This window comes from Methanoregula sp., assembly GCF_049518935.1.
Lineage (GTDB): Archaea > Halobacteriota > Methanomicrobia > Methanomicrobiales > Methanospirillaceae > Methanoregula.
Map to the genome: position 1 here is coordinate 14,557 of NZ_JBEKRH010000012.1, position 14,257 is coordinate 28,813.

The 14,257-nt window shown below is 54.9% G+C and carries 17 protein-coding genes; 7 read left to right on the forward strand and 10 right to left on the reverse strand.

Annotated features, from left to right (window positions below):
• Positions 1-141 precede the first annotated feature (141 nt).
• Complete coding sequence (locus ABSE13_RS08510) at positions 142-348, forward strand: hypothetical protein (protein ID WP_424028088.1); 207 nt, start codon at positions 142-144, stop codon at positions 346-348.
• Here ABSE13_RS08510 and priL read toward each other — a convergent pair.
• Together priL and ABSE13_RS08520 are read right to left on the reverse strand one after the other, a co-directional pair.
• On the reverse strand, positions 341-1,456 hold the full coding sequence (gene priL / locus ABSE13_RS08515) for a DNA primase regulatory subunit PriL (protein ID WP_424028089.1): 1,116 nt from the start codon (positions 1,454-1,456) through the stop codon (positions 341-343). The two genes, ABSE13_RS08510 and priL, sit on opposite strands and share 8 nt — an antisense overlap.
• Positions 1,456-2,199, reverse strand: a complete 744-nt coding sequence (locus ABSE13_RS08520; RefSeq protein ID WP_424028090.1) for a DNA polymerase sliding clamp — start codon at positions 2,197-2,199, stop codon at positions 1,456-1,458. The genes priL and ABSE13_RS08520 overlap by 1 nt, the downstream gene beginning before the upstream one ends.
• Before the next feature lie 97 nt (positions 2,200-2,296).
• Between ABSE13_RS08520 and ABSE13_RS08525 the strand changes: the two genes are divergently transcribed.
• From ABSE13_RS08525 to ABSE13_RS08540, 4 genes are all read left to right on the forward strand, one after another.
• Complete coding sequence (locus tag ABSE13_RS08525; RefSeq protein ID WP_424028091.1) at positions 2,297-2,878, forward strand: RlmE family RNA methyltransferase; 582 nt, start codon at positions 2,297-2,299, stop codon at positions 2,876-2,878.
• 12 nt (positions 2,879-2,890) lie between these two features.
• The gene (gene moaA, locus ABSE13_RS08530) at positions 2,891-3,769 is read left to right on the forward strand and encodes a GTP 3',8-cyclase MoaA (protein WP_424028092.1); all 879 of its coding nucleotides are present in this window, start codon (positions 2,891-2,893) and stop codon (positions 3,767-3,769) included.
• Between the two features lie 87 nt (positions 3,770-3,856).
• Complete coding sequence (locus ABSE13_RS08535; protein WP_424028093.1) at positions 3,857-4,360, forward strand: hypothetical protein; 504 nt, start codon at positions 3,857-3,859, stop codon at positions 4,358-4,360.
• 20 nt (positions 4,361-4,380) lie between these two features.
• Positions 4,381-5,547 (forward strand): M20/M25/M40 family metallo-hydrolase, encoded by a 1,167-nt coding sequence (locus ABSE13_RS08540; RefSeq protein ID WP_424028094.1) that lies wholly within the window; start codon positions 4,381-4,383, stop codon positions 5,545-5,547.
• 32 nt (positions 5,548-5,579) lie between these two features.
• Here the strand turns inward: ABSE13_RS08540 and ABSE13_RS08545 are convergent, their stop codons facing one another.
• The 7 genes from ABSE13_RS08545 to ABSE13_RS08575 form a co-directional block, all read right to left on the reverse strand.
• Positions 5,580-6,575, reverse strand: coding sequence for a tetratricopeptide repeat protein (locus ABSE13_RS08545; RefSeq protein WP_424028095.1), 996 nt, complete (start codon positions 6,573-6,575; stop codon positions 5,580-5,582).
• A 92-nt stretch (positions 6,576-6,667) separates the two neighbouring features.
• Positions 6,668-7,720: an MFS transporter gene (locus ABSE13_RS08550; RefSeq protein ID WP_424028096.1), complete on the reverse strand. Its 1,053-nt coding sequence runs from the start codon at positions 7,718-7,720 to the stop codon at positions 6,668-6,670.
• Between the two features lie 10 nt (positions 7,721-7,730).
• On the reverse strand, positions 7,731-9,650 hold the full coding sequence (locus tag ABSE13_RS08555; protein ID WP_424028097.1) for a beta-CASP ribonuclease aCPSF1: 1,920 nt from the start codon (positions 9,648-9,650) through the stop codon (positions 7,731-7,733).
• Positions 9,651-9,672: 22 nt separating this feature from the next.
• Positions 9,673-10,314: an archaeal proteasome endopeptidase complex subunit beta gene (psmB, locus tag ABSE13_RS08560; protein WP_424028098.1), complete on the reverse strand. Its 642-nt coding sequence runs from the start codon at positions 10,312-10,314 to the stop codon at positions 9,673-9,675.
• A gap of 85 nt (positions 10,315-10,399) precedes the next feature.
• On the reverse strand, positions 10,400-11,248 hold the full coding sequence (locus ABSE13_RS08565; RefSeq protein WP_424028099.1) for a CBS domain-containing protein: 849 nt from the start codon (positions 11,246-11,248) through the stop codon (positions 10,400-10,402).
• Positions 11,249-11,253: 5 nt separating this feature from the next.
• The gene (locus ABSE13_RS08570) at positions 11,254-11,682 is read right to left on the reverse strand and encodes a universal stress protein (RefSeq protein WP_424028100.1); all 429 of its coding nucleotides are present in this window, start codon (positions 11,680-11,682) and stop codon (positions 11,254-11,256) included.
• Positions 11,683-11,711: 29 nt separating this feature from the next.
• The gene (locus ABSE13_RS08575) at positions 11,712-12,761 is read right to left on the reverse strand and encodes an amidohydrolase family protein (protein ID WP_424028101.1); all 1,050 of its coding nucleotides are present in this window, start codon (positions 12,759-12,761) and stop codon (positions 11,712-11,714) included.
• A 45-nt stretch (positions 12,762-12,806) separates the two neighbouring features.
• Here ABSE13_RS08575 and ABSE13_RS08580 point away from each other — a divergent pair, with 45 nt between their 5' ends.
• Complete coding sequence (locus ABSE13_RS08580) at positions 12,807-12,971, forward strand: preprotein translocase subunit Sec61beta (protein WP_424028102.1); 165 nt, start codon at positions 12,807-12,809, stop codon at positions 12,969-12,971.
• 30 nt (positions 12,972-13,001) lie between these two features.
• Here the strand turns inward: ABSE13_RS08580 and ABSE13_RS08585 are convergent, their stop codons facing one another.
• Positions 13,002-13,751 carry a coenzyme F420-0:L-glutamate ligase gene (locus ABSE13_RS08585; RefSeq protein ID WP_424028103.1) on the reverse strand — a complete coding sequence of 250 codons (750 nt, stop codon included), beginning with the start codon at positions 13,749-13,751 and terminating at the stop codon, positions 13,002-13,004.
• 208 nt (positions 13,752-13,959) lie between these two features.
• On the opposite strand from ABSE13_RS08585, the gene ABSE13_RS08590 reads away from it, so the two are divergent.
• Positions 13,960-14,244, forward strand: coding sequence for a DUF1922 domain-containing protein (locus ABSE13_RS08590; RefSeq protein WP_424028104.1), 285 nt, complete (start codon positions 13,960-13,962; stop codon positions 14,242-14,244).
• Positions 14,245-14,257: the final 13 nt, after the last annotated feature.

Genomic DNA, 14,257 nt, shown 5'->3' on the forward strand with positions numbered 1-14,257 from the left:
CGTACCAGTGGAGAAGGGTGCGATATTAAGCTGTCCGTTGGCGCTGCGCATACGGAAACGGTACACCGGTTCCTTAAAAAAACAGGACATGAATGCTGCGCCCGGATAAACCTATATTTCCCGGGGGCATACATGAGATGGATGGATGCACGACTTCTTGATGTGATCATCGGGGTGAGCGGATTCATTCTACTCGTAGTACTACTTGCCGTGCTGCCCGGGGTCTTTGCACAGATCTTTGCCCAGACCCTCCAGAGCGTGGCAAGTTATGCGTATCTCACCGCAATCGGGGTATTTATCGTCTTCCTTTCCGGTGCGGGATATCTCGTCAACGAGAAGATTACGTAGGCGGAACTGGCGATTTTTCCTCACCGGGTTTTTGGGTTCCTTTTCCCGTCCCGGATCCCTGCTTTGAAAATTTTCCGGCCTGGTCGCGTTTTTTTGCCTTGTAATAACTCAGGGGATGACTCACTTTTTCGCAGAGGGAATCCCTATGCACACAGAGGCCGGTTGTGCGCATTGCCGCACAGGCCGGTGTAGTATACTCAGTGCCCGATCCGCCCCGACCGGTGATATGCTCGACCTGGTACATGGTGCGCTCGGGATCGAAATCCGGTGACCGGGCATACAGTTCCGCGATACCGTTCACATCCATACCAATCGTATGGAGAAACGTGGTAAGCGAGAACCTGCCGGCATGCGTCAGGTTCGTTCCTGCCGTGAGAGCCGTAATCAGGGCCTGCATACACGGTGGGAACGCACTCTCCTCAACCGCCCCGAACTGCTGGAGCATCTGCTCCTGGTACACCTTTTTCAGAAGGATAACACGGGGCGCCAGCTGTTCGCAGAGCGAGGGAGGGACCTTGTGCGGCAGCTCGCGGCGCAGCATGAGCCGGATCCGTTCCCGGACCAGTTCATATCGCTCTTCTTTTTTAATCGCCACAAAACCATTCTCCACCCGGCGGTTGATCAAGTGGAACCGGTCATCATGGAGCGGGGCTACGAGCTCCACATAATCGGCAAACTGCATCCGGTCCAGCGTGATCCGAATGCCAAGCTCTTCGGCGAGGGCCACGCAGAGCCGGGAGTATTCGCCCACTTCCTGCCGGTAATTCTGGTTCCACTCCTCTTCGTTCACAAGAAAAAAATACGCACGTTCGGATTCGTACCGGGTGAGCCGGTCGATCAGCTGCCGGTCGTTCACGCACGAGACCACCACTCGCGCAAGGGCATAGCCCGCGATCTCGTCCTCCGCAGAACCTGTCACTTCAGGAGAGAATTTTTTTTTCGGTGTAATCGCGTCCTGGATCCGGACAAGGGCGCGTTCGATCAATACTTCCCCTTTCTGGTCCTTCAACAAGGAATCGAGGGATAAAAAACGGCCCCTGACATGGTCTTGGGCTTTTTTTAAAAAGGGAAAATGAGAGAGTTCCTTTGCTGATGGGGAATACTCCATCAGTCAGCCTCAATCCGGGGTGCGAGGAGGTACTCGACATGCCCGTTCCCACCTGCAATATCAAACGAGAACCGGACCGGGTGGTCGATACCGAGGAAGATCTCAACTTCCGCAGCCTTGCTCATGACCTTGCCCATGTCCTTGAGGTAGTCGAGCGAGAAAAGCGAGCGGGCCTCAACAGGGGTGAGCGATACCAGCTCGTCTTTCGAGAACTCACGCCGGATGTGATCGGTGTCGCCTTCCGCCACGAGGTAGAAGGTCTGGTCCTTTGGGTTGATCCCAAGAGCGATTTTGTCCGAGATCACGGCTGCCGCCTTCATCGCATTGTTGAGATCCTCACCCTTGATCACGATCTTGCCCGGCAGGTTGATGGTCGGCGGATTCGGGTCCTTTCGGATAGTGTTGGTGTCGAGGAGCGTGATCGAGTAATGGTAGCCATGGACGGATACGGACATTTTCTGGGCATTGTCAGCCATCTCTATATTGATCAGATCTCCTTTGTTTGCCATGCCGAAGATGTTCTTCATCTTCATGAGATCGATGCCCATCTGGCTCGTAGTCGCCTTGTATGTGTCGAATGCCTCTTTCTTGAGCGTGAGGGCAATCATCGCCACGTTCGCCGTATCAACGGCACGCGTCGAGATCCCGGACTCGTCCGTATGCAGGCGGCACTCAGGGATGAGAGCCGAGATCGCTTCAATCGCTTCCCGGAACGTGTCTGCATCAATCGTAGCTTTTAACATCGCTTACCCCTTAACAAACTGTCTTATACAGTATATCGTCATACTTTAATTATAGCGTTTTGGGTTTAACGCGACAATCTGGGAGATTTTTCATACAATGGGTTCACAATGGGGATATGATAAGACGTACATGCGGGCCAAGCATGAAGGGTACCGCTCGCGGGCAGCCTACAAGCTGCTCGAGATCCAAAACAAATTCGCCATCATCCGGCCGGATGATAACGTGGTCGACCTCGGGGCGGCCCCGGGCAGCTGGCTCCAGGTGGAGCGGACGCTGACGGATGCCCGTGTTGTGGGCATTGATCTCAATCCCATAGCGAACCTCGATGGAGTGGAGACGATCGTTGGGGATATCAATGACCCGGAGATCCTGGCCGAAGTAAAATCCCGTCTCGATGTTGTCAGTGTCGTGGTCTGCGATGCAGCACCCAAGCTCTCCGGGCACAAAACCTATGACCAGGCCCGGATCATCGAACTGAACGAGCAGGCCCTGATGTTCGCCTGCAAAGTTCTCAAGCAGGGCGGCAATTTTGCCGTCAAGTCCTTCCAGGGAACGGATTTTCCCCAGCTCTATGCGATGACCAAGAAGCACTTCTATTCCGTTAAGACCATGATGACCAAATCGACCCGCAAGGGAAGCACGGAACTCTATATCGTTGCCAAGAACTTCGTCGGATAAGCAGGTTCGCATATGGTTCTCAAGGACGCCTTCAACCGCCCGGTCAGCAATATCAGGATCAGCCTCGCCAAGCAGTGCAATCTTGCCTGTATCTACTGCCACCGGGAAGGAGAGAAAGGATCAGAGGACCAGTTGCCGGCTTCCGACATTGCTGAGATCCTTGCCGTGTCAGCAAAGTTCGGCATTAAAAGTGTGAAGTTTACCGGTGGCGAACCACTCCTCCGCCCGGACCTCCTTGAGATTGTACGATCGGTGCCACAAGGGATGGAGTCGTCGCTGACCACGAACGGGACGCTCCTTGCGGGTCTCGCCCGCGATCTCAAGGCCGCGGGACTGAAGAGAGTGAATGTAAGCCTCGACAGCCTGAACCGCAATACATACAAGAAGATCACCGGCGTTGATAAACTGCCCGAGGTCCTCAAAGGAATATCGGCCGCACGGGATGCCGGGCTGACTCCGGTCAAACTCAACATGGTCGTGCTCGAAGGCATCAATGAGCACGAGGTCGATGATTTCCTTGCCTATGTCCGGGGAAAACGGGACCTCGTCCTCCAGCTGATCGAACTGATGAATTTTAACAACTGCGAGCATCACGGCGATCTCAACGGGATTGAGAAGGGACTTGCGCTGCGATCAAAACAGATCGTGACGCGGCGGATGCACCACCGGAAAAAGTACTGTCTCGACGGGGCCGAGGTCGAAGTAGTCCGCCCTGTTCACAACACCGAGTTCTGCGCATTCTGCAACCGCCTCCGCGTCACCTCTGACGGCAAACTCAAGCCATGTCTCATGAGGACGGACAACCATATCGACATACGGGGCAAACACGGGGAAGAACTCGAAAACCTGTTCCGGAAGGCCGTAGCCGCCCGCGAGCCATTTTATCACTAAGTATTTCTGCCGCCATCCCCTGCGTTTCCTGCATCCTGCTGATCCGGAACGGCAATATATTTACCATGCCTGCACGAACCTCTCCATATGCCTGAAGATAATGAATACCTCACGGTCCTCGATTATCTCTATGAGAAATCCCTGATGCTCCAGGACACGGCAGGATTCAACAAAGTTCTTTATTTTTACTTCATCGACTCCCTTGCCCATATAGACTATACCGTGGGAATTTATGCCTATAATTTCGCATCCCCAAAAAATATCATGGGCGTCGAGTACCTGCGTTGGCGGATTGACGAGGAGAAGAAAGGTGACAGGGTGAAATTTGCGGGATTTATCAACTGGCTGCGCGAAAACAACCCGGAGAAATTCTCCGCACTGCCGTCGCTCTGGCAAATGATCTACGAAACAGGGGACCCGGCCAGCTACCGGAGTTTCCGGATCGTTCTGGATCCCGATAGCAAACAGCCCATACCGGCCAATTTTTTCTATGCGATCATTGATGAGTTCTTCGATACCGAGTTCTTGAAAAGCCTGTACGACGATGCCTCGCTCGGGCGCCTCTTTACTGCGTACTGTTCGATGACCTGATCTCTCGACCGGAGTTCCCCATGCACGTCAGTCGGATCTGCTCAGACCTTGTGGCCATACGGAGCGAAAACCCGCCCGGGACAACGGAGGATGCCGTTGAATACATCCGTAACTTCCTTTCAGGAATCGGTGTGCCCTCGGAAGTGTGCGGGAACGGAAATGGCCTCGCGAACCTGGTCACACACAAGGAGGGTGCACGCCTTCTCTTCTGCGGACATGTGGATGTGGTGCCGGCACTTCCCGAAGGCTGGACACATCCCCCGTTTTCCGGGGCACTTGACGATACGTTTGTCTGGGGCCGGGGTTCGACAGATATGAAGGGCGGCTGCGCAGCGATCCTTGCTGTCTGCAGGACCCTTGCAGATGCCGGAAGGGAAATACCGGCCAGCCTCGCGTTTGTCTGCGATGAGGAGACAGGAGGCGAGAACGGGATCCGGTACCTTCTCACCCACAGAAAAATCACCCCCTGCGACTGTCTGATTGCCGAGCCTTCTCCCACCCATCATCCCTGTATCGGACAGAAAGGGCTCTGCCGGATCACCTTGGAGTTCAGAGGTACCCCGGCCCATGGATCCCTCTACCCGGTAGTGGGCGTGAGTGCCATTATGGAAACGGTGGCGTTTCTTGAATACATGAAGACCCTCCACCACCGGGAATTTCCGGTAGATCCCGGCATGAAAAACATCCTTGCACAATCATCCGGCGTACTGGCACAGGAATTCCATATTGGCGGCATCCGCGATGTTCTCACGAGACTGACCTACAACCCTGGCGTGATCCGGGGCGGTGAGAAATCGAACGTGGTCGCCCAGCGATGCGAACTGGATATCGAGATGCGGGTTCCCTTCGGCTGCTCCATTCCGGATCTTCTGGCCGATATCCGGGCCCATACTCCCAACGCAACGGTTACCGTCCAGGAAACCCATGACCCGTCAGGCACGGATCCTGCAAGCCCTCTCGCCACGATCGCATGCAGGGAAGTAGAACGGGTCTATGGGGGACCGGTCTTTCCGATCGTCCAGTGGGCTGCAAGCGATGCCCGGCACCTGCGCAGAGAGGGATTCCGGGTGATCGAATACGGCCCCGGGGAGATTGCCACCCTGCATGCGGTAAACGAGCGCGTCAGGATCGATGCTCTGGAAAAAGCAGTTGATGTGTACCAGGGGATTATGCAAAAGTACTCTTAAAAAATGCCTTGTTTTGAAAATGAGTATGCAGGTTAGTTCACCCGTCGTTTCACGAGTAGTGCAATGGCACCAGCCACAATCGCTGCACTGATCACAGCGAACGGCGAGAGCGGAGAATACGTGGTTTTCTTTGTAACTGTCACGGTAGTCACCGGTGCTTCAGGAATTGATTCAGCAGCAGAGGCTGAAGTCGTACTACCCGGGGACACCTCAGGTTCCGTGGGGATTACCGTGGTATAGAACGTCCCGATCCGGCTGATCGTTGCTGTGGGAGTGACCGTGCCGGTGATATTGACAACCTGAATCGCGCCGTAGAGCTTATCGTGGTTAGTCTGGGCATCAGCAAAAGCAGGATCGATTCCCAGCGCCTTGTCAAAACACTGCAGGGCATCAGATGATCTCCCCATCAGGACGAGTACTTTTCCTTTGTCATTCCATAATGTCGCATTCTTTGCAGTGACACCGGTTGCCTGGTCAAATGCAGAGAGAGCTTCAGGATATTTTCCAAGTCCCGTATATGCAAGGCCCAGGTTATCCCAGGCCATGAAATTCAGGGGATCAAGTGAAGTACATTTGGAATATGGTCCGACGGCCTCATCGGCTTCATTCATCATCAGGTAGGCAGTTCCCTGGTTGCAATACGCGTTAGCATTGTTCAATTGCACGGTGAACAGGGTATTGTATGCATCAATGGATTCATTGTAACGCCCCAGCTCGAAGAGGGCATACGCCTTGGCATTCAGGGCTTTCGGCTCGGCGGATCTGAACACAAGTGACTGGTTAACGGTAATAAGCGCGGAATCGTACTGCCCCAGGGCATTGAGCGCAATGGCCTTGCCGGTCAGTGCAGGCACATAATTCATATCCTGTGCAAGGGCATTATCGAAATACGTAATCGCATTGGCATAGTTCCCGGTAGTGAGGGCGGCCTGCCCGTACGTATTCCACTCAGACGTATCCTCGGCAAGAACTGCGGGGATGAGCAGGAACGCAATAACAAGAACCAGAATGAGAAGTTTGGACTGCATATTCTCATGACGAAATTTCCTTTAATCGCAGATGAATGTATTGATATCCGGTCGCGTTTCGCGATAAGTTGGATCCGGGACCACAAACAGCATCAGCGGCCGATCGTTCCTGCGACAGTTATCGCGCAGAGCGCCGTAGCGATGAATGCAAGAAAGAAACCAGCACTGTCTGCCACAAGACCTGCGAGGAAAGGGAGGAGAGCCATCCCGAGATAGCCGGCAGTAGAAAACAATCCCATTGCGATACCTAGGTGATCTTTGAGATCGGCAAGTACTGCCATCTGGGCGATCATGACGACACCGGCCAGGGCACCAAGGATAAGAAAACCTGCCGGCGTGTAAAAGGTGGCCATGACACCTGCCGCCATCAGGAGTGCGGACCAGCGGATCGCGGCAGCCTCCGGAAGGGTGATGCGGGAGGCTGCAAGTACCGCAACGATTGTCGCCACGCTCATGCCGGCTATCCAGTAGCCGAGAATGTCTGAAGATGCACCGGAAAACTTTGGATAGAGCGATGAGACAACGCCGGTTATACCGATCAGGACGATCGATGAGTACCAGAGCCATCGCTGTTCACGGACCAGCGTGAAGAGGCCCGCGGTATCGCAGGCCTTCACCTTCAGCGGGGATTCCTGCACCAGGAACACCGTCACGGCCGGGATAAGGGACAACACGGCAAAGAGCAGGATCCCGGCAGAAGGGCTATGCAGGATCTCCGCAAGCCAGCCGGAACAGACAAGGCCGAGGACCAGCCCGGCATTCAGGAGTGCCATGAAATACCCGCTCATCTTCCCGTGCTCCTCCGTGGAATTGACATACGACATCGCGGATGCAACAAAAATTCCTGCCCCCACACCTTCCAGGAGCCGAAGCGCAAGCACTGGCACGGGGGAGAGCGTCACCGAGAGAAAGAGACCGCTTGCCACCGTGATCGCGAGGCCGAGGCGCATTAAGGGGATCCGGCCGTACCGGTCCGATAGGATCCCGGCGGGCAGTGTGCTGATGAACGCACCGAGGAAGTATGCGGCGTAGATCGCGCCTTCGAGGCTGGATTGTCCGGAAAATGCCGGAAGTACGGGAACAATAGCATTTGAGAGTGCCATTACCGAGAATATACCAAAAAAAAGGGTGAACTGCGATCGCATGGGAATCGCATCAGACCATGCGGTAGGTCTCGAGGTTCATGGGAGAATGGGTCTCGATATGATACCGCTTATAGATGGAACTCGCGAGATCGATCGTGTTGTTCTCGTCGCCGTGGATGCAGAATATCTTCTCGGGCCGGGGCTGGATCTGGCCGACATAGTTCATCAGCTGCCTCCGGTCGGAGTGGCCCGAGAAACCGTCGACCGTAACAATCTCAAGATTGATCGTGATCGTTCCCTTCCGGCCCATCGGCACTTCCCGCCAGCCTTTCTGGATACGACGGCCGTAGGTGCCGTCGGCCTGGTACCCGACAAAGACGAGCGCGTTCTTTGGATCGTCCGCAAGATTCAGGAGATATTCCATAACCGGGCCTCCATTGAGCATACCGCTCGTGGATATGATGACACAGGGGTCGCCCGCGATCACTTTCTCGCGCAGCTCCTGGCTGTCCACCTGCTGGAAGCACTCGGCAAGGAAGGGGTTCATACCTTCCCGGAAGATCAGGTTCCGGAGTTCGGTGTTCAGGTACTCCGGATACGTAGTGTGGATGGCAGTCGCTTCCCGGATCATACCATCGAGATATATCTTCACTTTCGGGATCTTGTCGAGGCGCATGCCTTCTTCTAAGGCCAGCATCACTTCCTGCGAACGACCGACCGAGAACGCGGGGATGATCACCTTTCCGCCACGCTGGAGGACCGTGTTGATCGTCTCGTAAAGCCTTGCCTCGGCATCGGAGCGCGGCTGCTGGAAATCGTTGCTCCCGCCGTACGTGCTCTCCATGAAGAGTGCCTCGAGACGCGGGAACTGGTTGATCGCCGGGTTGAAAAGACGGCTCTTGCAGTAGTTGAAATCGCCGGTAAATGCGATATTGTACATGCCGTCCCCGATGTGGAAGTGGGCGATCGCCGAGCCAAGAATGTGACCGGCGTTATGGAAGGTGAGCTTGATATCCGGTGCAATATCGGTGACGCTGCCGTAGTTGAGCGTGATCGAGTGACGGATATAGGTCTTGACCTCGTTTGAGGAGTACGGGACCTTGCGGTCTTCCTTGTGGATCACGTCGAGGTAATCGAGCTGGAGCATAGCGGAGAGGTCCCGTGTCGGGGGTGTGGAATAAACCGGGCCTTCGTACCCGTATTTATAGAGAAGGGGGATGAGCGCACAGTGGTCAAGATGGGCGTGCGTGAGGACAACGGCATCGAGCTGGGCAAGCGGGTGGATCTCGGGGACATACAGGTAGGGAGTTCCGTTCTGGTTGTCCGGTTTCTCACCGCAATCGATCAGCACCTTGCTGTTCGGCGTGGAGAGCAGGAACGCGGCCCGGCCGACTTCCCGGCAGCAACCGAGCATCGTGACCCGGATCCAGTGGTCTTTCCGGGTCGCATCCTTGCTGGCTTCATCCTTGCCGGGAAGGTCACGGTGGATGCGCCGGCCGATCGTGCGGAGGAATTGTTTGCGTTCCTCGTTGACGGATCGGAGGTATTGCCGGACCTGCTTGACCGTCGTGCTCTCGATGGGAGGGGTGCGGACCACTTTCGGGGTCCACCCGATCGCCTTGGTGATCTCGCGGAGGGTGGCACCGTTCTTACCGATCACCACGCCAGGCTTCTCGGCCTCGATCAGCACTTCGCCGGTATCAGCATCAAAGAAGATGTCCGTAATACCGGCAGTGTCCGGCACTACCGCCTTGATGTCGTTGTAAGCCTTCTCCGGATCTTCGAGGATCGTGGGCCGCACAACAATGCGCTTGCGCAGGTCCCGGGCAAGGATCTTGATCAGGTCCGCCTCATCGGCAAACCGTTTCGGATCATCAGTATAGATGACCAGTTCTGGGCCTTCGAATTCAACCTGCGTTACCGAGATGCCGCGGGGCACTTTCTCGTTAATCTTGTCTTTGAGCTCCCTGAGCCGTTCTTCAATCTGCATAAAAAAGTCGTCCTAAAAAAAGTTATAGCGAAGTCTTGGCAAGATACGGTTTAATGGCATCTTCGCTGAGCTCCTCATATTTGTCCTTCGTAATCACCACAACGTGGATCCCTTCACCGGAACCTGCATCGCGTTTCATCGCCGATTTCAGGCCACGGACAGCGATCTCGATTGCTTCCGATTCTGTCATGTTCGGCCGGAACCGGTCTTCCAGTACACCGTAAGCCATCGGCGAGCCGGATCCGGTTGCAACGATCTCCTCTTCCTTGGTCGCACCGCCCATCGCATCAACGGAATAAACGCTCGGGCCGGTCTCATCTACGCCGCCAACCAGCAGCTGGACATAGTATGGGAAGTACCGGTTCTGGTTTAAGTAGTTCGAGAGCAGTGTAGCAGTGGCCCCGACAGTAATGGAGCGTGACCTGCGGATCTGGTAAAGATTGCATTCCACAGTAAGGATACGGGCGAGTTGCTGGGCATCTCCGACTCCTCCGGCAGTAGTCATACCGATCCGGTCTGCGACCTGGTACACTTTCTTGGCTTTCTTGCTGGCGATCATGTAGCCCATGGTCGCGCGTTTCTCGGTTGCGAGAATCACGCCGCCGGCATACACAATGCCGAGGGTCGTTGTTCCCTTCATGGACTCCTGTAACTGTTCAGGCATATTGATACCCCAAAAACAAATTAACGCCTAAAATGTCTTAAAAGCGCTATAAAGTATTAGATGATATGAGGAAACTTAAAGGTTTTTATTCTGACCCTTCGCTGCACAGCGCACGGATCAGGTCGCGATCATAGAGCATGGCAACCAGTTTCTTGTCACCATTCACGACCGGCAGCTGATCCACGCGGGACCGCCGCATTTTCAGGGCGCACTCGCTCACTTCTGCATTCTGTGGCACGGCAACCACATTCTTTACCATGGCAAGTTTTACCGGCCGGTTCGGGAGCTGGACCTTGGAGATGCCGAAGCTGATCGTGTGGTTGTCCCGGATACTCTCCCAGGTCCATTCGTCGTCGTCGGTCCCGTTGGAGAAATCGGAGACCCCGACGCTGTCCTCGATGCTTGAGTTCCGGATGAGGTCACGCTCGGAGATGATGCCCTGGAGCTTGTTCTCAGCGTCAAGGATCGGGATCGCATCGACACCGGAGATTTCCATGACACGGCCAACAACCGGCAGGGGCGTCTCCTCCCAGAGGGCAAACGTCCTGCTCGTGTATTTGTCCTTGATCTCATCCTTGTTTTTGAGCTGGGCGAGAGCAGCGATAACATCTGCAACCGAGAGAAGCCCGATCAGGTGACCGTCCTCGACAACCGGGAGTCGGCGGATCCGGCGGGTGATCAGCATGCCTGCTGCTTCACGTATATCCATATCAGGCTCAATGACGATCGGTTTTGGGGTCATCAGGAGCCCCAGCTGGGTCTCCTCGGGTTTCCGCAGGAGATCCTTCCGGGTGATGATCCCGACGATCTTCTTGTTCTTGATAACCGGCACGCCGGAAATTCCTGTACGCTTGAGGATCTTTAAGACATCATCACGGTTGCCCGGGATCTCGACGTGGACCACGTCGGTTGTCATGTAGTCTCTGACAGTCATTTCTGTTATGATCTCACCACCATAGTGGAAACCTTGCTGTGGGTGACCACAAATGTGCTGACGCTCCCTATAAGCAACCGGTCAGTCTGGCTCTTGCCATGGGAACCGACTACAATCAGATCCGCTTTGATCTTTTCAGCAAGGGTGATAACTTCGCTGCCGGCATGACCGAATTTCAGGTGGGTGGTAAGGGTGACACCTTTTGCGGCTGCCTCAGTCTTTGCCTTCTCAAGAACAGATTCTCCTTCTTTCCTGAGGACAGAGTACATCAGTTCAACGGTATTGTCTGCAGGGAGGGAAGCGAAGAGGCCAGTCTCTACAACATAGGCAGCGTGGAGCTTCACATTCCCCGCTTTGGCCATATCAAGTGCCCATTCCAGGGCACGCCGACCTGCTTCCGAACCATCGAGAGCGACTAGGATATTAGAATTCACCGGAATCACCCAAAACAAACATGCCTCTTTTATTGGGTTTCCGAATTAAAAACACTTGTGCCAATGGAGGCAAAAGAAACCCGTTTTGTGATGGATGCAACAGGATCGCGGCTGAAATCAAGTGCGGTTTTTTGTAGTACAAGAGAAAACAGGTTTGCCCGCGCACCTTCCCGTATGAAAAACGGGGATCCGCAGAGGGCCGACCCTGCCACTGCGGAGCGGAGAAGAGTGGCAGGGTCGGGTTTGTATACCGTGGAAACAAACGCCATCTCGCCGGGCAGGTCTGGCGGGACGAACATGACATTGTCGGTGCCGAGCCAGAACATGCAGCCGAGATCCTCCATCAGCCGGAGGGGAGGATGCCGGGAGGAGGACGTGACACCAAGGATCCAGTTGGACCGTGGACAGACCACTATGGGGATCATCTGCTCCGCGCAGGACCTGAGCTGTTTTTTTGTGGCGTGGGTGGCATGGATGATAAAATCGGGTTCAAATGACAGCGCAGAATCGACATCTTCCGCATCCCGCTCCCCGGCATGAAAGGCGATCTTTTTGCCGGCCTTCCGGGCCGCGGCCACCGTTCGCTCAACATCCGGGACATCGCGGGTACTACTGATCCCAAGGCCGCCGGCAATCTGTTCTCCCCCATCCCGGCCGAATATGACGGTATGGAAATGGAGCCCCCGGCTCGCGTTCTGCAACGCAATGACACCATCACGACCGCCTTCACGAAAATCGGCGCAGCCTGCGGTGCCACCGGCCATCATTCCCCGGATGCTTCCCCGCATACCAGCAATGAGATCCTCCCGGGAGGCAGAAGCAAGGAGGCGGTGCTTCAGGCCATCGGGGGGAGTGACCAGTGCAGCAAGGTCTCCCCTGACACCACAGTCCATCGCGATCGTATCGCCAAGATGCGTGTGGGCATTGAAGAAGGCCGGGCAGATCCAGTCCGCGGGCGCACGGGGATTGTCTTCGATTGCCGTGATCATCCCGCGCTCGATAATAATATCGACGGGTGAGAGCGCGAGCTCCTCACCCAGCAATGCATTTCCCGATATGATCAGCGGTTCTTTTCCCATGACGCGTATCTCTCTTTTATATATCGAAAAATGAAATATATTTGCATGGCAAAGAAGCAAGGTGGAAGATTACTCTCATCAGCAGGACTCGTCAATTATTACGAGAGCGAGGACCGTCGGGCAGTTCATATCAGCCCCATCACCGTGATGGTCGTTGCAGCTGTCATCGGCATCATCGTCATGGCTGCAAAGATTGCATTCCCCGGTTAACTCTCCTTTTCGAAAGTAGGTGGTCCGGATTTAAGACCACTCTTTTTTCAGCACACGTTTTGTGATATCCTCATCGTTCGTGAAATAGAGGTTATCGTGGCCCGTCCAGGCCGGGCAGTTGCGGAAGATGACTGCCGGAACGCCGTTGTTGCTCTCGCCCATCACGAAGTTCGCAAACCCGGCAATCTCGTCAACGACCGCCTCTTCCGTGATCTTGAGCACGTGACCGAAGAGATCCGTATCGCCCCGGAAATCCCGGATCGCAACCATGCCGCTCCAGCCGATAGCATTGCCGGTCTGGCCCCTGCGGAATGACCGCCCGCAGGTATCCGTGATGATCGTTCCCACACATTTACCGGTGATCGTCCTGATCTCCTCCCGCAGCTCGTCCGCTGCTTTCATGGGATCGGGTGGGAGAAAGATCACCATCCCATCCTCGATATTACTCTGATCCACGCCGGCCCTGACGCCGATATGGCCGAATGCAAGTTCGGAGAGGATGAACGGGTATTCCATAATGATGTCGGTAGAGGCATCGAGTACCGCCTGGACGAACCGGGGATCCTCACCGTTCAGGTTCCCGAGCCGTATCGCCCGCTCCGAGGGTGTAATCGCCAGCAAAGGTTTGGTATGGCCTTTCGATTTTGAGTAGATTGTCGAGGCTACGCAGAGCACGTCCCCCTCATGAACCGTTGTGTTCTCGCAGATCATTGCGGCAATGTTGTCGCCAGCCTGGATCAGGGGAAGACCCCGTACGCCCATTACCTGGATCGGTTTCATATGCACATCTCTATGAGATGAGCGTGCGATATAGGGATTTCGGATTGTTCATAAACGGAACCGCTGGCAGGAATCCGGCGGGTGAGATAAACGCCGGGACTTGTGGGGGATTTTATAAGCGGGAAGAACGGTCATAAGGCACAGAATGCAGCAGAGAGTTTCATTGCCGATATGTTTTTATGAGACCTCCACACAACACCCAAATATAATGTACCTCATTATCCGGTGCCCGGGTGGTTGCAAGACTTTCACGTACGTGGACCGGTTCCAGAAGTGGAAGCTCTGCCCGTCATGTGGGCATGCTTATGAGGTTGCAAAAGCGCCGGCGTACCTCGAAGTCGAGGACCATCACGAGGCCGAGCATATCGTCAGGCAGATGGAAAAACACCTGCACGAAACCAAGAAAAAAGATTTTTCTCCGGAGGAGAGGGAAGAACTCCGGCACCATTATACCACAGCCCTGCGCTCAAGGAAGCATAACTCCGTACATTAAAATATGGAATACT